Annotated in this window: 21 protein-coding genes; 13 read left to right on the top strand and 8 right to left on the bottom strand. The window is 63.6% G+C overall.

Translation table 11 applies throughout. From position 1 onward, the window contains the following. The first annotated feature begins 15 nt into the window (after window positions 1–15). From ACYQ3M_RS02350 to ACYQ3M_RS02300, 11 genes are all read left to right on the top strand, one after another. On the top strand, window positions 16–888 hold the full coding sequence (locus tag ACYQ3M_RS02350) for an alpha/beta fold hydrolase (protein ID WP_460034443.1): 873 nt from the start codon (window positions 16–18) through the stop codon (window positions 886–888). Between the two features lie 83 nt (window positions 889–971). Further along, a complete protein-coding gene (locus ACYQ3M_RS02345; protein ID WP_460034442.1) occupies window positions 972–1,793 on the top strand; it encodes a hypothetical protein in 822 nt (273 codons plus the stop codon). A 26-nt stretch (window positions 1,794–1,819) separates the two neighbouring features. Then, window positions 1,820–2,707, top strand: a complete 888-nt coding sequence (locus ACYQ3M_RS02340) for a zf-HC2 domain-containing protein (RefSeq protein ID WP_460034441.1) — start codon at window positions 1,820–1,822, stop codon at window positions 2,705–2,707. Between the two features lie 5 nt (window positions 2,708–2,712). Further along, window positions 2,713–4,497: a M48 family metalloprotease gene (locus ACYQ3M_RS02335; protein ID WP_460034440.1), complete on the top strand. Its 1,785-nt coding sequence runs from the start codon at window positions 2,713–2,715 to the stop codon at window positions 4,495–4,497. Further along, window positions 4,494–5,456, top strand: coding sequence for a 23S rRNA pseudouridine(1911/1915/1917) synthase RluD (gene rluD / locus ACYQ3M_RS02330; protein WP_460034439.1), 963 nt, complete (start codon window positions 4,494–4,496; stop codon window positions 5,454–5,456). The genes ACYQ3M_RS02335 and rluD overlap by 4 nt, the downstream gene beginning before the upstream one ends. A 22-nt stretch (window positions 5,457–5,478) precedes the next feature. Next, window positions 5,479–5,697: a hypothetical protein gene (locus tag ACYQ3M_RS02325; protein ID WP_460034438.1), complete on the top strand. Its 219-nt coding sequence runs from the start codon at window positions 5,479–5,481 to the stop codon at window positions 5,695–5,697. Continuing rightward, window positions 5,694–6,410 (top strand): peptidoglycan editing factor PgeF, encoded by a 717-nt coding sequence (gene pgeF / locus ACYQ3M_RS02320; RefSeq protein WP_460034437.1) that lies wholly within the window; start codon window positions 5,694–5,696, stop codon window positions 6,408–6,410. Before ACYQ3M_RS02325 ends, pgeF begins: the two co-directional genes overlap by 4 nt. A gap of 65 nt (window positions 6,411–6,475) precedes the next feature. After that, window positions 6,476–9,058, top strand: coding sequence for an ATP-dependent chaperone ClpB (gene clpB, locus ACYQ3M_RS02315; RefSeq protein WP_460034436.1), 2,583 nt, complete (start codon window positions 6,476–6,478; stop codon window positions 9,056–9,058). A 63-nt stretch (window positions 9,059–9,121) separates the two neighbouring features. Further along, window positions 9,122–10,240 (top strand): methyltransferase domain-containing protein, encoded by a 1,119-nt coding sequence (locus tag ACYQ3M_RS02310; protein WP_460034435.1) that lies wholly within the window; start codon window positions 9,122–9,124, stop codon window positions 10,238–10,240. A gap of 2 nt (window positions 10,241–10,242) precedes the next feature. Continuing rightward, complete coding sequence (locus ACYQ3M_RS02305; protein WP_460034434.1) at window positions 10,243–10,929, top strand: TIGR04283 family arsenosugar biosynthesis glycosyltransferase; 687 nt, start codon at window positions 10,243–10,245, stop codon at window positions 10,927–10,929. Further along, entirely contained in the window at window positions 10,926–11,576 is a 651-nt protein-coding gene (locus tag ACYQ3M_RS02300; RefSeq protein WP_460034433.1) for a TIGR04282 family arsenosugar biosynthesis glycosyltransferase, read from the top strand. Before ACYQ3M_RS02305 ends, ACYQ3M_RS02300 begins: the two co-directional genes overlap by 4 nt. Here ACYQ3M_RS02300 and ACYQ3M_RS02295 read toward each other — a convergent pair. From ACYQ3M_RS02295 to sdhC, 8 genes are read right to left on the bottom strand one after another with little or no spacing between them, the layout of a single operon-like run. Next, window positions 11,525–11,929 (bottom strand): protein YgfX, encoded by a 405-nt coding sequence (locus ACYQ3M_RS02295; RefSeq protein WP_460034432.1) that lies wholly within the window; start codon window positions 11,927–11,929, stop codon window positions 11,525–11,527. The two genes, ACYQ3M_RS02300 and ACYQ3M_RS02295, sit on opposite strands and share 52 nt — an antisense overlap. Next, window positions 11,890–12,156 (bottom strand): FAD assembly factor SdhE, encoded by a 267-nt coding sequence (locus ACYQ3M_RS02290; protein WP_460034431.1) that lies wholly within the window; start codon window positions 12,154–12,156, stop codon window positions 11,890–11,892. Before ACYQ3M_RS02290 ends, ACYQ3M_RS02295 begins: the two co-directional genes overlap by 40 nt. Continuing rightward, entirely contained in the window at window positions 12,146–12,391 is a 246-nt protein-coding gene (locus ACYQ3M_RS02285; RefSeq protein ID WP_460034430.1) for an anti-sigma factor family protein, read from the bottom strand. The genes ACYQ3M_RS02290 and ACYQ3M_RS02285 overlap by 11 nt, the downstream gene beginning before the upstream one ends. After that, window positions 12,391–12,939, bottom strand: a complete 549-nt coding sequence (locus ACYQ3M_RS02280) for a sigma-70 family RNA polymerase sigma factor (protein WP_460034429.1) — start codon at window positions 12,937–12,939, stop codon at window positions 12,391–12,393. The genes ACYQ3M_RS02285 and ACYQ3M_RS02280 overlap by 1 nt, the downstream gene beginning before the upstream one ends. Next, entirely contained in the window at window positions 12,936–13,718 is a 783-nt protein-coding gene (locus tag ACYQ3M_RS02275; protein WP_460034428.1) for a succinate dehydrogenase iron-sulfur subunit, read from the bottom strand. The genes ACYQ3M_RS02280 and ACYQ3M_RS02275 overlap by 4 nt, the downstream gene beginning before the upstream one ends. Further along, window positions 13,718–15,505, bottom strand: coding sequence for a succinate dehydrogenase flavoprotein subunit (gene sdhA / locus ACYQ3M_RS02270; protein ID WP_460034427.1), 1,788 nt, complete (start codon window positions 15,503–15,505; stop codon window positions 13,718–13,720). The genes ACYQ3M_RS02275 and sdhA overlap by 1 nt, the downstream gene beginning before the upstream one ends. A gap of 5 nt (window positions 15,506–15,510) precedes the next feature. Beyond that, on the bottom strand, window positions 15,511–15,891 hold the full coding sequence (gene sdhD, locus ACYQ3M_RS02265; RefSeq protein WP_460034426.1) for a succinate dehydrogenase, hydrophobic membrane anchor protein: 381 nt from the start codon (window positions 15,889–15,891) through the stop codon (window positions 15,511–15,513). Further along, window positions 15,888–16,271: a succinate dehydrogenase, cytochrome b556 subunit gene (gene sdhC, locus ACYQ3M_RS02260; protein ID WP_460034425.1), complete on the bottom strand. Its 384-nt coding sequence runs from the start codon at window positions 16,269–16,271 to the stop codon at window positions 15,888–15,890. The genes sdhD and sdhC overlap by 4 nt, the downstream gene beginning before the upstream one ends. Before the next feature lie 229 nt (window positions 16,272–16,500). On the opposite strand from sdhC, the gene ygfZ reads away from it, so the two are divergent. Both ygfZ and ACYQ3M_RS02250 read left to right on the top strand, forming a co-directional pair. Then, on the top strand, window positions 16,501–17,469 hold the full coding sequence (gene ygfZ / locus ACYQ3M_RS02255; RefSeq protein ID WP_460034424.1) for a CAF17-like 4Fe-4S cluster assembly/insertion protein YgfZ: 969 nt from the start codon (window positions 16,501–16,503) through the stop codon (window positions 17,467–17,469). Between the two features lie 25 nt (window positions 17,470–17,494). After that, the gene (locus ACYQ3M_RS02250; RefSeq protein ID WP_460034423.1) at window positions 17,495–18,325 is read left to right on the top strand and encodes an HDOD domain-containing protein; all 831 of its coding nucleotides are present in this window, start codon (window positions 17,495–17,497) and stop codon (window positions 18,323–18,325) included. Window positions 18,326–18,351 lie beyond the last annotated feature (26 nt).

The following is an 18,351-nucleotide window of genomic DNA, read 5'->3' as shown; positions in this document are numbered from 1 at the left end:
TCCGACCCGCCGGCGATGCCAACGTTCCCACCTTGGACCTACAGGCGTTTTAGTCTGATAGGAATCGTGTGCCTTGGCCTGACCGGCTGCCTTGCCCCCCTCAGCCTAGACGGGCAAGCTGCCGCCTTAGGCTTGCGCAAATTCTACGTCTCCGGACAGGGTTTTACCCATTTAGTCTATGCCAAGGGCGAGCCGTGCGCTAGGGGCAAGTTGCACGTGTATCTTGAGGGCGATGGGCTGGCCTGGCTGCCGGGCAATCGCATCGCCGCCGATCCCACGCCTAGGCACAGCTGCGTGTTGCCGCTGATGGCTGTGGACCCGGCCCCGGCGATTTATCTGGGCCGACCTTGTTACCACGGCCTGGCAAAAGCGGCCGGCTGCCATCCGGGGCTGTGGACCCAAAAGCGCTACAGCGAAACCGTCCTTGCCAGCATGCTCACGGCGCTCAAGGGCATCGTGGGGGCAAGACCTTGCCGCCCGGTGCTGATCGGTTACAGCGGTGGCGGCACACTGGCGATGTTGATGGCGCAGCGCCTGCCGCAAACTGTAACCGGCGTAGTCACGCTGGCAGGCAATCTGGATGTCGCCGCCTGGGCGAGGTTGCACGGCTACACGCCGCTTTACGGTTCCCTGGATCCGGCAACCCTTCCCCCGCTGCCGCCGGCGATTTTCCAGATTCATCTGGCCGGCGAAAGCGACGATAATATCCCCGCGGCCCTGATCCGCAAGGAAGCCAGCCGCCAACCGGGCGCTAAGTTTTGGATGCTGCCTAGGCACGCCCACACCTGCCCGGAGAAAAAGCTGTGGCCCGGGATTTTGGCGGCGATTTCTGGTTTGGAAGCCAAGCGGCTGGCAAAAGCTGCGCCTTTTGTACGTCTTAACAGGTAACGAGGTAGGAATGACGGAGACCAACCTTGCTTCTACATGTCCTGGCGATCCAACTCCAATTTCGGCGCGGGCAGGGGGTATCGATGAATACCGGCGAAACAGCTTTTTCCCTGCCGCTGTCTGAGGAGGCGGCCAAAAAGGCGGTTTTCGACCACTGGGAGTTCTTGCAATCCCTGGCCCGCCGCCGCTTTCCGAACGATTTTAACACCGCCCATCTGGCTTTGGATTACGTCCTGGAAAACCTCCAGGAGCAAGGCTGGCAGCGGGTCAGGGCCTGGACCGGACAAGGAAAGCTCACCACTTTCCTGGCGGTCTTGACCACCCGGCTGATGACCGATTACGTGCGTAAGGTTTACGGCCATCAGCGCCCGCCCAAATGGCTGAGCGAGAAGCCCGATCCCATCTGGCGGGAAGCCTATCGCGTTTTGATCCTCGAGCGTTTAGACCGTCAAGAAGCTGTCGAGCTGCTCAAAACGCGCTACCCGGAAATCGGAACCGCAACGCTTTATCAGATCGCCGCCGAGGTCATCGCCCGCTCGCCGGTCAGACACCGCTACCAGGACTACCAGGAAGTCGGAATCGAGGAAATCGCCGAACCCGGAAGTTTTGAACTGTCTCCGGAAGCTGAACTCGAACCTAGGCCGCGGGAGCTTGGAGAGGTGCTTGCTGGCTACATCCGCGGTGAAACAGCCGCCCCGGCTGAGGTCCACGCCCTGCTGGAAAAACTTGCGCCGCATCTGCATTTGAGCGACGAAGACCGCCTGTTGCTGCGCCTGCGTTATTTAGAAGGGCTTCCCTTAGAGCAGGTCGTCAAGCTCTTGCACCTGCCAGGCGATCCCTACAAACGCCTAAACAAACTCCTCAAATCCCTGCGCGCCGCCTGTGAGCGCGCCGGATTGGTATGACCATCAGCGCAATCTAGGGCATCGATATGAGGCACGAAAAGACCGCATGGATTGAAGACGAACGACTGGCTGCTCGGCTCGGCCTGGCCGCCAGCAAAGCGAAGCGGCAAGACCCATGCCCCCCGGCGGAGCAGCTTTCCGCTTTCATCGACGGCCGGCTCTCTTTGCCCGAACGGCGAGCGATTCTGGCGCATCTCAACGCGTGCGAGCCGTGTTACCAGGCATGGCTGGAAGCGGCGCTCGCCCTCTCCGAACTGCCCTCGCAGGCGCCCCCAAAGCGGGCCTGGTGGCAGACGCTGCAGGAGGTCTGGCGCGCGCGGCCGTGGATGCTGCCGTTGACGGCGGCGCTGGCGGTGTCTTTCGCCGTCCTAGCGGTGGTAATGCAAAAACCGGCCCCGGAGATCGAGCCGATCCCGCAACTGGCCGCCGTGGTCCGGCATCACCCTGGCCTGGACCAGGCGCTTGCGGCACTTCCGCAAGAACTCGAAAGCACCGGCTTCGCCTTCAGCGACACCCCCCAAGACCTCGCCAAACAGGCGTTTGCCGCGGGCTTCTCGGAAGCGCGGCGGTGGTTCGACGGCGCCCAGCCTGCCGAAGCGGTGGGGCCGGCCCAAAAGTGGCAGCGCCCCCCTGGGCGGGATTATTACGATCTGGGGCAATGGGCCTTTCTGACCTGGGCGCTCGCCCAAGCCGAGAACGTCCGCGCGGAAGAATGGCAGGCCTTCGCGCGCCACGGTCAGAGTCTCATCGCGCGCTTTGCGCAGCACCCTAAGGAACCGCAAGCCACGCAGGTCCTGGATGCCCTGCGCGAGATCCACGCGGCATTGGACGCGCTCGCCCAGCGCCCGGATCCGGCCCTGCAGGTCCGCCTGGTCCGCACGCTCCGCTCGACCGTCCACCAATTCCTCAGCTAAACCCAATGCGCGCGGTGTGGCTGGCGGCGGTTTCAGGCGCGGCGCTGTTGGGCTTTACTGTCCAGGCCGCGCCCACGCAGGCGAGCGTGGATTTTTACATCGCCACCTACGGCGCCCTGGCCCCCGATCAGGACGCGCGCGCCGCCTTGGCCCAGCGCGTGTTCGAGCGGGTTCGGGCGGCGGCGGACAAAAGCCCTCGCCGAACACCCAAGCTGGTAGTCATCGCCGGCGCCACCGACGCCTGGGCGATCGCTTTGCCCAGCGGCCACATCGTGCTCTCGCGCAAGGGGCTGGAGCTGTGCTTCAAAGACGCCGACCCGCAAACGGCCGAGGCGCGCCTGGCTTTCATCTTGGGCCATGAGCTGGCGCATCTGGCCCACGACGACTACTGGCATCACGAGGTCGAAAGCTTCCTCGCCAAGGCCCCGGACACGCAAAAGATCGCGCATTTTCTGGACCAGAGCTTTGAAGCCAGACAGGCCGAACTGGCCGCCGACGACAAGGGCTATCTCTATGCCGCCATGGCCGGCTATCCGGTCGAACGGCTGGTCGATAGTAAAACCGATTTTTTCACCTTCTGGATGCAGCAAACCCAGGCCCGGATCACTTCCTCGCATCCTTTTCCCGAAGATCGGGCGGCGCTCTTGCGCGAGCGCCTTAAGATGCTGCAGGAGAAACTGGCTTTTTTCGACATGGGCGTGCGCCTGGCGCATTTTGGCCGCTGCGCCGATGGGATGTATTTTCTGCAGGAATTCAAGCGCGTGTTCCCCGAACCTGCGGTGCTCAACAACCTGGGAGTCTGCGCTTTGCAACTGGCGCTCCAGGAAATGCCCAAAGCCCAGGTCCAATTTTATTGGCTTCCTTTCCTGCTGGACGTGGAGACTCGCGCCCCCAGGACCCGCGGGGCGGGCGTTGAACCGGCGCGGCGGTTTCTGAAAGACTTTCAGGCCGACAGCCCGCAGGCGCAAAGCCATCTCAAAGAGGCCGCCGAATACCTAGAGCAAGCGGTCGCGGCAGCGCCGGATTATCTTACCGCGCGTTTGAATCTGGCAGCCGTCCGCCTGTATCAAGGCCGCCCCCACCAGGCCCGGGCGACATTGGCCGAGGCGCTGGAACTTAATCCAAACGATTGGCAAGCGAAAATGCTCGATGCTTTAGCGCTGTACGAACAGAGCGAATCGGGCATCGACCTGTGGCCGGCGGCGATCCAACGGCTGGAGGTTTTTGCCGGGGACACGCCGCCCGCCTGGCGCTACAACCTCGCCCGCCTGTTGGAGCTTCGCCCCCGCCCCCAAGAGGCCCAAGACCTGTGGAACTTTTTGGCCCAAACCGCCGCCGAATTGCCAGAAACGGTTCGCCAAACGGTGTGCGCCAAACAGTCTCTAAAGCCGTCCTCTGCGTGCTTAAATCCTGCCCCCCAAGGCGCTGCCTCTCCCTTGCCCTGGCGCTGGCCGGTAGCTGCCGAAGGCGCCCTGCCCGTGACCCCGAGCCTACGCGCCAAGCTGTTTGCGGGGTGGGAGGCCATCCCTTTCGATTGGTTTCAGCCTAAACTTTATGGCTTTATCCACCGCTCACCGGACCGGCGGGTCGAGGTCATGGAAATGGATCAGTTCGTCCTTCTTCAAGCGATCAAAGACGGCCTCCGCCTCTCCATAGAGGAGCTGCCCAAGTTCTGCCCCCGCCCCTTGATCCGGCACCGGCTGCTGAATGGGGAGCTTTTTACCTGCGGCCATTGGGCGGTCTTGGTGCGCGGCGGGCGGGCAAGCGAAGCGTGGTGGATCGCCTCATGACCGAACGTTTTTTATCCTGCACCGTACCGCTTGAATTGGCTGGTCAGCGTTTGGATCAGGCGCTGGCCTGCTTGTTTCCGGACTACTCCAGAAGCCGCCTCAAGCAGTGGATCGAAGCGGGTCGGGTGAGCGTGGACGGCCAAGTTCGGCGGCCGCGCGATCTCCTCAAAGGAGGCGAGCGGATCAAATTGCAGCCGGCGGCCAGTAAACAGGAATCCTGCCAACCCCAGGACATCCCCCTGAACCTGGTCTTCGAGGACGAGCATCTAATCGTGATCGACAAACCGGCCGGCCTCGTCGTCCATCCGGCGGCCGGCCACGCCGACGGCACCCTGGTCAACGCCCTCCTCCACCACGCCCCGGAACTGGCCGCCCTCCCTCGCGCGGGGATCGTCCACCGCCTGGACAAAGACACCTCTGGGCTGCTCGTCGTCGCCAAAACCTTAACCGCCCACAAAAGCCTGGTCGAGCAGCTCCAAGCGCGCCGCGTCAAACGCGAGTATTTGGCCTTGGTGCAAGGCCGGCTCATCGCCGGCGGCACGATCGACGCCCCGATCGGCCGCCATCCGACCGACCGCAAGCGCTTTGCGGTGGTCGAAGGCGGCAAGGAGGCCATCACCCACTACCGCGTCGCCGCGCCCTTCCCCCACCATACCTTGCTCCAAGTCACTCTGGAGACCGGGCGAACGCATCAAATCCGCGTGCACCTGGCCTATCTCGGCTTCCCGTTGGTCGGCGACCCGCAATACGGCCGCCTGCGCTTGCCGCCGGGCGCGAGCGCCGAGACGGTCGCCGCCTTGCGCGGATTCAAGCGCCAAGCGCTGCACGCGGCGCAACTTGGGCTTTGCCATCCAGAAAGCGGGCAAGAGATGCGTTGGCAAAGCCCCTTGCCGGAAGACCTCCGCCAGCTTTTGCAAACCTTGCAGGCAGACCCCGCGGCTGCTAGCTTAAGGGCCTAACGCTTTGTTAAACGAGGACCCCATGCAAGCAAGCCGCATCGCTATCGCCCTATTGGCGCCGCCGTCTTCGGCCCTCGCCCACAGCGGCCCGCATTTAGACGAGGCAACGCTGGAGGCCATTTTCCAGTTCATGGATCGGACTTACGAGAATTTTCTTACCCACTTGCCGCTGATCGGAGGCATCGCCGCCGGTCTATTGGCGCTGTTGGCGGCGCGAAGGATCTGGCGCCGCGCGCGATGAACCTCATCTTTCCCGACTGGCCTGCGCCTTCGCGCGTCAAAGCCGCGGTCACCTTGCGCACCGGCGGGGTCAGCCAAGGCCCATTTTCTTCGTGGAATTTGGCCGCCCACGTCGGCGACGACCCAGAAGCCGTGGCGCGGAACCGGCAAATCCTGCGGGAGCGGCTGGACCTCCCCGCAGAACCCATCTGGCTCGCGCAGCGGCACGGCAACCGGGTGGTCGCGGCCGACGCTGCCCATTCCGGCCCGCCCCCCGCGGACGCGAGCTTCACCGCCTCCCCCAACGTCGTCTGCGCGGTACTGACCGCCGACTGCCTGCCCATCCTGCTCACCGACGGCCACACGGTGGCCGCGGTGCACGCCGGCTGGCGCGGAATCTTGGCCGGGATCATCGAGCAGGCCATCGCCCTGCCCGCCTGGCGCCGGACGCCCATAGCCTGGCTGGGGCCGGCTATAGGTCCTGAGGTGTTCGAGGTGGGGCAAGCGGTCCGCGACGCCTTCGTGAATAAGAATCCCAGCCTGAAAAGCGCGTTTTGTCCTCGCGCAGACCGCTACGTGGCCGATCTCTACGCGCTGGCCAAGAGACTCCTTAACCAAGGCGGGGTGCGCGCGATCTACGGCGGCGGGTTTTGCACCTACCGCGATGCGCGCTTTTTTTCCTACCGCCGCGACGGCGCCTGCGGGCGCATGGCCAGCCTTATCTGGCGCAGTTGAAAAACCCGGGTTTGTTCCCCATATCCAGCTACGGAATCACCACCCACCTCTAGGAGTTATCCTTTATGCGAATGGACAAACTGACCACCAAGTTTCAGGAAGCGCTGGCCGACGCTCAGAGCCTGGCGCTGGGCAAAGACCACCAGTTCATCGAGCCGGTGCACGTGATGGTCGCGCTGCTCGACCAGGAAGGCGGCAGCGTCCGCCCGCTGCTGGCCAAAGCTGGGGTCAACGTCTCCCAGCTCAGAAGCGAGTTGGGCAAGGCCTTGGATCGCCTGCCGACGGTGCAGGGCGTAGGCGGCGAAGTGCACATTTCAAATGAATTGGGGCGCGTTCTTAACCTTACCGACAAGCTGGCGCAAAAGCGCGGCGACGCCTATATCTCGAGCGAGCTGTTCGTGCTCGCGGCCCTGGAAGATAAGGGGAGTTTGGCGGAACTGCTGCGCAAGGCCGGGGCCACCCGCAGCCTGATCGAGAAAGCGATTGAGGAAATCCGCGGCGGCGAGAAGGTGACCGACCCCAACGCCGAAGCCCAGCGCCAAGCTTTGGAGAAATACACCATCGACCTGACCGCGCGCGCCGAACAGGGAAAATTAGACCCGGTCATCGGGCGCGACGAAGAAATCCGCCGCACCGTGCAGATCCTGCAACGGCGCACCAAGAACAACCCCTGCTTGGTGGGCGAGCCGGGGGTAGGCAAGACCGCGATCGTTGAAGGCCTGGCGCAGCGCATCGTCAACGGCGAGGTGCCGGAGGGCTTGCGCGATAAGCGGATCTTGGCGCTGGACATGGCGGCCTTGATCGCCGGGGCCAAGTTCCGCGGCGAATTCGAGGAGCGCCTAAAAGCGGTCTTGAACGACATCGCCAAAGCCGAAGGCAAGATCATCCTGTTCATCGACGAGATCCACACCATCGTCGGCGCGGGCAAAGCCGAAGGGGCCGTAGATGCCGGCAACATGTTAAAGCCGGCCTTAGCGCGCGGCGAGCTGCGCTGCATCGGCGCCACCACCCTGGACGAATACCGCAAGTACATCGAAAAGGACGCCGCCCTAGAGCGCCGCTTCCAGCGCGTGCTGGTCGATGAACCGACGGTCGAGGACACCATCGCCATCCTGCGCGGCTTAAAGGAGCGCTACGAGCTGCACCACGCGGTGGAGATCACCGATCCGGCCATCGTCGCGGCGGCGACCCTGTCGTACCGCTACATCACCGACCGCAAGCTGCCCGACAAAGCGATCGATCTCATAGACGAGGCGGCGGCCAAGATCCGCATGGAAATCGACTCCAAGCCGGAGGCTTTAGACCGCTTAGACCGCAAGCTCATCCAGCTCAAGATCGAGCGCGAGGCGCTTAAAAAAGAGACCGACCCGGCTTCGAAAAAGCGGCTCGAGGCTTTAGAAGAGGAGATCGCCCGCCTCCAGCGCGAGTACTCGGAGCTAGAGGCCATCTGGCAGGCGGAAAAGGCCGCCCTCCAAGGCGCGCAGGCCATCAAGGAGAAACTCGAGCAAGCGCGCTTGGAGCTGGAAAACGCGCGCCGCGCGGGGGATCTACAGCGCATGGCGGAGATCCAATACGGCCGCATCCCTGAACTCGAGCGCCAGCTGCAGGCGGCGCAGGAGGCCGAGCGCAAGGAGTTTAAGTTGCTGCGCAACAAGGTTACCGAAGAAGAAATCGCCGAGATCGTCTCCAAGTGGACCGGCATCCCGGTGGCCAAGATGCTCGAGAGCGAAAAGCAAAAGCTTTTGCGCCTGGAAGAAGAGCTGCACCGGCGCGTGGTCGGCCAAGACGAGGCAGTCAAAGCGGTGGCCAACGCCATTCGCCGATCGCGCGCCGGGCTCTCCGATCCCAACCGGCCGGTCGGCTCGTTCCTATTTTTAGGCCCCACCGGCGTGGGCAAGACCGAGCTGTGCAAGGCTTTGGCCGAGTTTTTGTTCGACACCGAGCGCGCCATGATCCGCATCGACATGTCCGAGTTCATGGAGAAGCACGCGGTCGCCCGCCTGATCGGCGCCCCGCCGGGGTACGTGGGCTACGAGGAAGGCGGCTATCTGACCGAAGCGGTGCGGCGTAAGCCTTATTCGGTGATCCTGTTCGACGAGGTCGAAAAAGCCCACCCCGACGTGTTCAACCTGCTGCTGCAGATCCTCGACGACGGGCGGCTGACCGACAGCCACGGGCGCACGGTGGACTTTCGCAACACGGTGGTGATCATGACCTCCAATCTGGGCTCCGACCGCATCCAAGAGCTCACCCAGGAAGGAGCGAGTTACTCCGTTATCAAGAACGAGGTCATGAGCTACGTCAACCGCCATTTCCGGCCCGAGTTCGTCAACCGCATCGACGAGATCGTGGTGTTCCACCCCTTGGGCCGCGCCCAGATCCACGCCATCGCCGAACTCCAGGCGGCGCGCCTCAAGCAGCGTCTGGAGGCGCGGGAGATGAAGCTGAGTCTGAGCGAAGAGGCGCTCGATCTGATCGCTCAGGCCGGTTACGATCCGGTGTTTGGCGCCAGGCCCTTGCGCCGCGCGATCCAACATCTGATCGAGGAGCCTTTGGCGATGGAGATTTTGGCCGGGAAATTCGGCCCGGGCGATACCATCGTCGCCGACGCACAAGCCGGCAGAATCGTCTTCCGCAAAGGCTATTGACGTGTCAGGTCGCTCTCAAGGTTGCGACTTATAATGGCTTTACAACCTCAAGGAGACAGCCTGATGAGCGTTGAGATCCACGTTTTGAACCGTTACACCGAAGGCGCCAGAAGCCGCCAGGCGGATCTGTGCTGCCCGGTGGACTACGACCCTAAAGCTTTAGAGCTTCTGCCGGAGGAAATCCTCGCCAAGGACTACGGCTGCGGCGACCCCTCGCGCTACGTGCGGGAGGGAGACGTCGTGCTGGATCTGGGCTCAGGTTCAGGCAAGCTCTGTTACCTGGCCGCCCAGTTCGTCGGTCCCAAGGGCCGGGTGATCGGGGTGGACCTGAACGACGAGATGCTGCAGCTGGCGCGCAAGTATCAGGCCGAGATGGCCGAGAAACTGGGCGGCGACCGGGTGCGCTTCGTCAAAGGGCTGATCCAGGACCTGGCCCTGGACGTCGAAGCCACCGACCGCTGGCTGGCCGAGCACCCGGTAAGGAGCCACCGGGACCTGCTCGCCCTCAAAGCCTGGCAGGCCGAGCAGAGGCGACAGCGCCCCCTGATCGCCGACAACTCGGTGGACCTGGTGATCTCCAACTGCGTCCTGAACCTGGTGGACGACGGCGACAAACGCCAGCTGTTCCGGGAGATCTTCCGGGTCGTCAAACCCGGCGGGCGCGTCGCCATCTCCGACATCGTCTGCGACGAGCCGGTGCCGCCGGCGATCAAACGGGACCCCGATTTGTGGAGCGGCTGCATTGCAGGCGCCATGCAGGAGCACGCCTTCCTTCAGGGATTCGTGGACGCCGGTTTCGTCGCGGTCAAGCTGGACAAATGGGCGGATAAACCGTGGCGGGTGATCGACGGCATCGAGTTCCGGGCGGTCACCGTCACCGCGGTCAAACCGCAAGGCACCCAGTGCCTGGACTACGGCCACGCGGTGATCTACAAGGGGCCGTTCGAGAAGGTCTACGACGAGGAAGGCCACGTGTACTGCCGCGGCCAGCGGATGGCGGTGTGCGAGCGGACTTTCCGCTTCCTCACCGAAGGCCCGCTAAAAGACGACTTCATCGGCATCGCCCCCGCGACGATCGGCGAAGGCAAACCCTGGTGCGCCCCGCCCGGCACGCTGCGCTCGCCGGCCCAGACCAAAGGCGGCACAAGCTGTGGGGGTGGCCCTGAGCGCTGTTGCGGCTAGGCGTGAGACCGTTCTCGATCATCATCCCCACCTGGCAGGAGGCGGCCGGGATCGAGGCCTGCCTGAACGCCTTGAGGGCGCTGCGGCCGCGGGCGGAAATCCTGGTGGTGGACGGCGGCAGCGACGACGGCACCCAAGACCTTGCCCGCCCGTGGGCGGACAAGGTCCTGTCCTCCGCGCGCGGCCGGGCGGCGCAGATGAATGCGGGCGCCCGCGCCGCAGGCGGCGCGGTGCTGATCTTCCTCCACGCCGACACCTTGCTGCCGCCCGGGGCGCTCGATGCCATCGAGCAGGCCCGGGCCCAGGGATACCGCTGGGGCCGCTTCGACGTGCGCCTGGATGGCCGCCATCCGCTGTTGCCGCTGATCGCGGCGGCGATGAACCTGCGCTCGCGGCTGACTGCGATCGCCACCGGCGATCAAGCGATCTTCGTCGCCCGCGAGGCGTTCTGGCGGCTCGGCGGGTTTCCCGAGCAACCGCTGATGGAAGACATCGAGCTCTGCCGCCGTTTAAAGCGCCTGGGGCCGCCTGCCTGCCTGCGGCTCAAGGCCACCACCTCGGCGCGGCGCTTTGAAAGGTTCGGGGTGCTCTCCACCCTCTTGCTCATGGGGTGGCTTAGGTTTAGGTACTTTTGCGGCGCCGACCCCAGCGCGTTGGCCAGGCGCTATCCGCACGGGCAGTCGGCGTGAGCGGGTTTGCTTTTCCCGAGGCGGCTATCTTAGTCTTTTTGAAAGCCCCGCTTCCGGGGCAGGTCAAAACGCGCCTCATCGGGGCTTTGACGCCGGCCCAGGCCGCCTCTCTCCACGCCCGCCTGGCGGCAGGCCTGATCGCTCGGCTGGCGCAGGCGAGGCTGGCGCCAATTAAGCTGTATTGCCACCCCGACACCAGTCATCTGTTCTTCCAAGCGCTGGCCAGGCGCTACGGCGTCGGCCTTAGGCGCCAACGCGGCCAAGACCTGGGAGAGCGGATGCTGTCTGCGTTCCAGGCGGCCCTTGCGCTTTCCCGATTTGCCTTGGCGGTAGGCGGCGACTGCCCGGAGCTTGGCGCAGCCGAGTTGAACGCGGCGCTTTTAGCCCTTGCGGAAGGGTACGAGGCGGTGCTGGGGCCTGCCGAAGACGGCGGTTACGTGTTGCTGGGCTTGCGCCGTCCGCAGCCGGAGCTGTTTTTGACCATGCCCTGGGGGAGCGCCACCGTGCTGGCCGAAACCCGCCGCCGGATTTTGGCTTTGGGACTTAAATCCTTAGAGCTTCCTCCGCTCTGGGACCTGGACCGGCCAGAAGACCTTCAACGCTTAAAATCCACTTGCCAGCGCAACACCACCTGGAGGCGGCGGTAATCGTCTTCCGCTAGGCTGTCGCGGAAGACCCGAACCGCCAAGAAACGGCGGTCCGGCAGGCGAAAATGGAGCAAGGTCAAAAGGCGGCTGCGCCAGGTGGAGGGCAAAAGTTCGGCATGCACCGGCGCTAGCCCCGGCCCGGACAAGGTCCAGCGTTCGCCGTCGTAGCCGATCTTCGCGACCTTTTGCCGCCTGGGAACCCATAAGCTTACGCCAAGGCCCGCCGAGGCCAACAGCTTTCCCCACCCGGGTAGGGCGCTCAGCCAGACCGCCAACAGCGCCAAGCCGTGGCCGAGCAGCAGAAAATACCGCTCTATCCTCGAGGGTTTGGGTTCGAACGCCAAAGCGCGCAATTTCTCAAGCTCAGGACAACCTTCATCAGCTCAGGGTCGGGACAACTCTGGCCGCAAAGCCAAGCCCAAAGCTCGCAATCGGAGGCTTCGAGCAAGCGGCAAAACGCCTTTTGCTCGACCGGGTCGGCGCCAGGATAGGCGCATTCCAAATACGCCGCCAAAACCAGGTCCAGTTCCTTCATGCCCCGCCGGCAGCGCCAGCGCAGTCTGCCGAGATCAGCGCTCACCGCGCAGCTTTTCCAAGATCCGCTCGCGCGCCTGCGGCGAAAGCTTCCCTTCGGCCAGCAGATCTTCCGGGCGCAGCAAGGCGCACAAGCGCTCGAGCAAGTTTAGCTGCCGTGCGTAACGGCGGCACAGAGCGCACAGCCAAAGGTGCAGCCTAAGCGCCAGCCGCTCGCGCACGCTCAAAGGAACATCCAAGGCTTTGGAAAGCAATTCCACCGCCTGCCTGCACGTGAGCATCAATCTTTCCCGCCGAAACCCGCCTGCTCCAGACACCGGCGCAACCTGAACCGCATCCGCGACAGCATCACCCACACGTTGTTGGTCGAAGAGGCGGGCAATTGCCTACAGATTTCCTCCGCCCGGAGCCCCTCCACCTCGCGCAGGTAAAACAGGTGGCGGAGCCTGGGCGGCAGCTTCTCAAGGCAGCGCAAAAGCGCGGCCTTAAGCTGGTCAAGCTCAAGATCCCTTTCCGGGTCGCCCAAGTCCTTGGGAGCCTCTCGCCAATGGCCGAACTCGTCGAAAGCGTCCCAATCCAAGCCGAGCTCCTCCAGAGAAGAGGAGGAAAATTTGCGGAAGTGATCGGCGATCTTGTGTCTTAAGATGCCTACCAGCCAGCTGCTTTCGGAAGAGCGGCCGGCAAACTCGGCGCGCCCGCGCCAGGCGGCAAGCAAAGTCTCCTGGACCAGATCCTCGGCCACCGCGTTATCCCCCACCCGCGCCAGGGCATAGCGGAACAAAAGATCGCCGTAGCGCTCGAGCCAGCGTTCGGGATCAAGCTCAGTCACTGCCGCCGCGCGAGAAGCAGCTTTTTGATCTCGGCGATGGCTTTGGCCGGGCTCAAGCCCTTCGGGCATACGTCGGTGCAGTTGGTAATCGTGTGGCAGCGGTAGAGTTTAAACGGGTCTTCCAGCTCGTCCAAGCGCTCGCCAGTCATCTCGTCGCGGCTGTCGGCGATCCAGCGATAGGCTTGGAGCAGCGCCGCCGGCCCTAAGAAACGGTCGCCGTTCCACCAGTAGCTCGGGCACGCGGTGGAGCAGCACGCGCACAGGATGCATTCGTACAGGCCGTCGAGCCGAGCCCGTTCTTCCGGGCTTTGCAGGCGCTCGCGGTCGGGCGGCGGGGTCACGGTCTGAAGCCAAGGCCGGATCGCCGCGTACTGGGCAAAAAAATGGGTCTGATCGACGACCAAGTCCTTGATCACCTCCTGGTGCGGCAGCGGATAGACGCGGATGGTATCGCCCAAGTCGGCGACCGGCTGGATGCAGGCCAAAGTGTTTTTGCCGTTGATGTTCATCGCGCACGAGCCGCACACCCCTTCCCGGCACGAACGGCGGAAAGCCAAGCTGGTATCGATCTCGTTCTTGATTTTGATCAGGACGTCCAGCACCATCGTCCCGCACTGCTTACGGTCCAGCTGAAAAGTATCCAGGCGCGGATTGGTGCCGGCCTCCGGATCGAAGCGGTAGACCTTGACCGTAATGAGCTCCTTAGCCCCTTCCGGGGCGGGCCAGGTTTTCCCAGGCAGAATTTTGGAATTGGGCGGCAGGCGCAGCTGAAAACTCATCAATACACCCTAGGCTGCGGTGGAATGGGTTGGACCTCCCCGGTCAAGGGCTTAAGATGCACCGGGCGGTAGGCGATCCGGTATCCTTTGGGATCCAGCCAGATCAGCGTGTGCTTGAGCCAGTTGGCGTCGTCGCGCTGGGGATAGTCTTCGCGCGCGTGGGCACCGCGGCTCTCGGTGCGGTTTAAGGCCGAAGCGATAGTCACCCGGGCCTGGGCGAGCAAGTTGTCGAGCTCCAACGCCTCCAAAAGATCGGTGTTCCAGATCAGGGAGCGGTCGCTCAGGCCGATCTCGGCAAAGGCTTCGACGACTTGCTCGAGCTTTCTCTGCCCTTCCTTGAGCAGCTCGCCGGAGCGAAATACCCCGGCGTAGTCCTGCATTACCCGCTGCATCCGCTCGCGCACCTGGGCCACCTTCAGGCGCCCGGAAGCATAGCGGAGGCGGTCAAAGCGGGAAAGCAAGGGATCGAGCCGGTCGGGCGAAAGCGGCTTGTGGGGCCGGCGGGGCTTGACCAACTCGGCGCAGCGGATCGCCGCGGCGCGGCCGAACACCACGATGTCCAAAAGCGAATTGGAACCCAAGCGGTTGGCGCCGTGGACCGACACGCACGCCGCCTCGCCCACGGCCATCAAACCCGGAACCGGGGTTTCCGGGTCGTCGTCTTCCAGAGTGACCACTTCCGCGTCGATGTTGGTAGGAATGCCGCCCATGTTGTAATGCACGGTCGGGATCACCGGAATCGGCTCGCGGGTTACATCCACGCCGGCGAAGATCCGGGCGGTTTCGGCGATTCCCGGCAAGCGCTCGTGGATGATCTTAGGGTCTAGGTGCTCCAGGTGCAGGTGCAGGTGATCCTTGTGGGGACCCACCCCGCGGCCTGCGCGGATTTCGAGGGTCATCGCCCGGCTGACCACGTCGCGGGAGGCCAAATCCTTGGCGTGCGGGGCGTAGCGCTCCATGAAGCGCTCGCCCTCGGAATTGGTCAGGTACCCTCCCTCCCCACGCGCGCCCTCGGTGATCAAGCACCCCGAGCCGTAGATTCCGGTAGGGTGGAATTGCACGAACTCCATGTCCTCAAGCGGGAGCCCTGCGCGCAGCACCATGGCGTTGCCGTCGCCGGTGCAGGTATGGGCTGAGGTGCAGGAGAAATACGCGCGCCCGTAGCCGCCGGTGGCGAGCACCGTCATGTGGGCGCGGAAGCAGTGCAGCGAACCGTCTTCCAGACACCAGGCCAGCACGCCGCGGCACACCCCCTCCTCGTCCAGGATCAGGTCGAGGGCAAAATACTCGATAAAGAACTCGGCCTGCGCTTTCAGGGATTGCTGGTACAGAGCGTGCAAGATGGCGTGGCCGGTGCGGTCGGCGGCGGCGCAGGTGCGCCGGGCCTCGCCCTGGCCGAAGTGGGTGGTCATGCCACCGAAAGCGCGCTGATAGATCTTGCCTTCGGGGGTGCGCGAGAACGGCACCCCGTAATGCTCGAGCTCGATCACCGCCGGGATGGCCTCGCGGCACATGTATTCGATCGCGTCCTGATCGCCCAGCCAGTCCGAGCCTTTGACCGTGTCGTACATGTGCCAGCGCCAGTCGTCCTCGCCCAGGTTGCCTAACGCCGCGCTGATGCCGCCTTGGGCCGCCACCGTGTGGCTGCGGGTGGGAAAGACCTTGGTCAGGCACGCGGTCTTGAGGCCGCGCGCCGCGATTCCCAAGGTGGCGCGCAGGCCCGCGCCGCCGGCGCCTACGACCACGGCGTCGTAAGTGTGAAAGTGAATCGGATAGGCTTTGGCCATAGCTTTCAACCTGCAATCACCAGCCGCACGACGGCGACGACGGCGATCACCGCCAACAGCGCCAAAGCCAGCTGCATGGCTACTAAGCTGACGGTACGCAGCCAGTAGGTGGAAACGTAATCCTCGATCACCACTTTAAGGCCGAGCATGGCGTGGTAGATCGCCGCCGCAAAGTAGGCCAACAGCCACACCGCGCTCTCCGGTTTAGCCAGAGAGCGCGCTACTTCAGCCTGGGAAAGCTCAGGCAGCCGCGCCAAGAACCAAGCCAGCCACAACGACAGCGGAACCAAGGCCACCGCCGTCACCCGCTGCGCCCACCACGCGCCGCTGCCGCTTCGGGCGCTGCCCAAGCCACGCGCTTTGCTCAGCGAAGTTCGCAAATTCATGTCAACCAATTGCCTAAAGTCGTGATCAGAGTCAGCGCGACCGCCACGCCCAACTCCCACCGGCTGTGGCGAAGCAAAACCGCACGCTCCAATCCAAAACCCAAATCCCAAAGCAGGTGGCGGATGCCGTGGCAGAAATGGACAAACAGCGCCAAGATCCAAAGCCACAGCCACGCCCGCCCGACCCAACCGCGCAAAAACCCCAAAATCGCCTCGTACCGGGGAGGGTTGGGCACCGCCAGCAGCAGCGCGACCAAAACGAGCAACCCAAAACTCAAGATCACTCCCGTGATGCGGTGGCTAATCGATAACCACGCCGTCAGCGGCAGGCGATAAACTTGGAGGTGGGGAGATAAAGGGCGAGACGACCGAAGATCCATGGTTAAAAACCAATGCACCGACCGCGCCGGAATCTCTTCCTCTCCCGTCCAGGAGAAACTTGGCCGAACTCTGCCTCGTCCTCAGAACCAGCGAAAGGATCGTCTTGCATCTGGCCTCCTGTTTTTGAAAGCGTTTTTAGCCATTCTAAGCCGGATCGGCGCCATTCTCAAGCAAGCGCAATTTAGGAGTAGACTTTCAAGGCAAAAAGTTTTTGATCGGAGACAAACCATGGATCCAAACGGGCAAAAATTTATCGAGCAACGCACGCTAAAAACACCCAAATCCGCGGGAGTTACCCTTTGTCCTCTGCCGCCGACGGCGGTCTTGCGCATCCGGGGAGAAGATGCGCCGGCCTTCCTGCAAGGGCAGATCACCTGCGATGTGCGCCAGATCACCCCCACCTGCGCGGGACTTGGGGCGATTTGCACGCCGCAAGGGCGGGTGATCGCGACTTTTTGGCTGCTGCGCGACGACCTCGGCTTTTGCATGCTGCTCGCCGCCGATCTGGCGGAAAAGATCGCGCACCGCTTGCGCCTGTACATCCTGCGTTCCAAAGTCACGATCGCGGCCGAGAAGCCGGCGCTGTTTGGCGTGAGCGCAGCCGCCCCGGATCGGTTACGGCGCGCGCTGGGGGACCTGCCGCAAGCGCGCGGCGCGGTCGTCCACGCCCATCGCCTGTACTGGCTGCGGATGTTGCCTCCTGGAGAGCGCTGGCTAGTGTTGGGGGAAGCGGAGGCGGCGCAAGCGCTGTGGCTTGAGCTGGCAGAAACCCTGGGCGCGGCCGAGTCTCCGGCGACTTACTGGCAGCTTGCCGACATCCGCGCTGGTTTGCCTCGCGTCACCGCCGCCACTTCGGAAGCCTTCCTGCCGCAGATGCTCAACCTGGACCGGCTAGGCGGGATCAGCTTCGACAAGGGCTGTTACACGGGTCAGGAGATCATCGCCCGCGCGCATTACTTGGGTCAGATCAAACGCCGCCTTTACCGCGTCCGGCTTGAAGGCCCGCATACCCCCGACCCCGGCGCGCCTCTGCTTGTGCAGGGCGAGAGCGTAGGCCAGGTGGTCAACGCCGCTCCCGCCGATTCCGGCCAAGAAATGCTGGCGGTAGTGCGCTGTGATCAAGCGCACAATCCGGCCATTCGGCTGGCAGGCCATAGCGATGCGCCCTTACAATGGCTAGACCTGACCTATACTTAAGGCAAGGCAAAATCCGCTCTCGGCCATGGAACTCCGTCACGACCAGGAATTTCTCGACTACTTGCGCGGCGAAATCCAAGCCAACCGCCTTATCCTCCCTTCCTTGCCGGAAGTGGCGCTCAAGGTGCGCGATGCCGTCGACCGCGAAGAGCTCAGCGCCGCCAAACTGGCAGCGCTGATCGCCGAGGACGCAGCCTTGGCCGCGCGCCTGATCCAGGTCGCCAACAGCCCGCTGTACCGCGGTCGAGTGGAGATCACCAGCCTGCCGATGGCCATCACCCGCCTGGGAATGAACACGGTCCGCACCTTGCTTTTGAGCCTGGCCATGCAACAGGTCTTCCAGCCCACCTCCCCGCTGCTGGACCGCTACTTTCACGCCATCTGGCAAACCAGCGTCGAGGTCGCCGCCATCGGCCGCGCCCTCGCCTCCCTCTGCCCGCACCTGAACGCCGAGCACGCGCTTTTGGCCGGGCTGATCTTCCAGATCGGCAAACTCCCCATCCTTACTTTGGCCGAGCAGACCCCAAACCTGGCCAACGATCCAAAACGCCTAGAGTCGCTGCTCGAAGCCCTGCATCCTGCAATCGGCGAAATGGTCTTACGGAGTTGGCATTTTCCAAAGACCTTGCTCGACGTGGTGAGCGAATACCTAAACTGGCAACGCCAGCCGCCGGGCGAGCTGGCCGACTACGTGGACTTGGTCCAGGTGGCCTATCTGGAACATAGGCTTAGCCGCGGTCAAACCCTGCCTGTCGATCCAGCGCAGGTGAGCGCCTTTGCGCGCCTTCGGCTGACGCCGAACATCGAGGTCGTAGAAATGGAAGAGGTGGACGCCGCCAAACGCCTGTTCGCTTAAAACCGCTTGTTTGCAGCGCTGCCGCT

The organism is Methylothermus subterraneus (genome assembly GCF_054656915.1).
This window is presented reverse-complemented; position numbering and strand designations above follow the sequence as displayed.

Bases quoted from the DNA above. Each gene is read 5' to 3' on its own strand.
- ACYQ3M_RS02275 (WP_460034428.1), bottom strand. From the start codon at position 13,718: ATGAGTTTTCAGCTGCGCCTGCCGCCCAATTCCAAAATTCTGCCTGGG.
- rluD (WP_460034439.1), top strand. From the start codon at position 4,494: ATGACCGAACGTTTTTTATCCTGCACCGTACCGCTTGAATTGGCTGGT.
- ACYQ3M_RS02310 (WP_460034435.1), top strand. From the start codon at position 9,122: ATGAGCGTTGAGATCCACGTTTTGAACCGTTACACCGAAGGCGCCAGA.
- ACYQ3M_RS02350 (WP_460034443.1), top strand. From the start codon at position 16: ATGCCAACGTTCCCACCTTGGACCTACAGGCGTTTTAGTCTGATAGGA.
- ACYQ3M_RS02250 (WP_460034423.1), top strand. From the start codon at position 17,495: ATGGAACTCCGTCACGACCAGGAATTTCTCGACTACTTGCGCGGCGAA.
- ACYQ3M_RS02325 (WP_460034438.1), top strand. From the start codon at position 5,479: ATGCAAGCAAGCCGCATCGCTATCGCCCTATTGGCGCCGCCGTCTTCG.
- ACYQ3M_RS02345 (WP_460034442.1), top strand. From the start codon at position 972: ATGAATACCGGCGAAACAGCTTTTTCCCTGCCGCTGTCTGAGGAGGCG.
- ACYQ3M_RS02340 (WP_460034441.1), top strand. From the start codon at position 1,820: ATGAGGCACGAAAAGACCGCATGGATTGAAGACGAACGACTGGCTGCT.
- pgeF (WP_460034437.1), top strand. From the start codon at position 5,694: ATGAACCTCATCTTTCCCGACTGGCCTGCGCCTTCGCGCGTCAAAGCC.
- clpB (WP_460034436.1), top strand. From the start codon at position 6,476: ATGCGAATGGACAAACTGACCACCAAGTTTCAGGAAGCGCTGGCCGAC.
- ACYQ3M_RS02335 (WP_460034440.1), top strand. From the start codon at position 2,713: ATGCGCGCGGTGTGGCTGGCGGCGGTTTCAGGCGCGGCGCTGTTGGGC.
- sdhC (WP_460034425.1), bottom strand. From the start codon at position 16,271: ATGGATCTTCGGTCGTCTCGCCCTTTATCTCCCCACCTCCAAGTTTAT.
- ACYQ3M_RS02285 (WP_460034430.1), bottom strand. From the start codon at position 12,391: ATGCTCACGTGCAGGCAGGCGGTGGAATTGCTTTCCAAAGCCTTGGAT.
- sdhD (WP_460034426.1), bottom strand. From the start codon at position 15,891: ATGAATTTGCGAACTTCGCTGAGCAAAGCGCGTGGCTTGGGCAGCGCC.
- sdhA (WP_460034427.1), bottom strand. From the start codon at position 15,505: ATGGCCAAAGCCTATCCGATTCACTTTCACACTTACGACGCCGTGGTC.
- ygfZ (WP_460034424.1), top strand. From the start codon at position 16,501: ATGGATCCAAACGGGCAAAAATTTATCGAGCAACGCACGCTAAAAACA.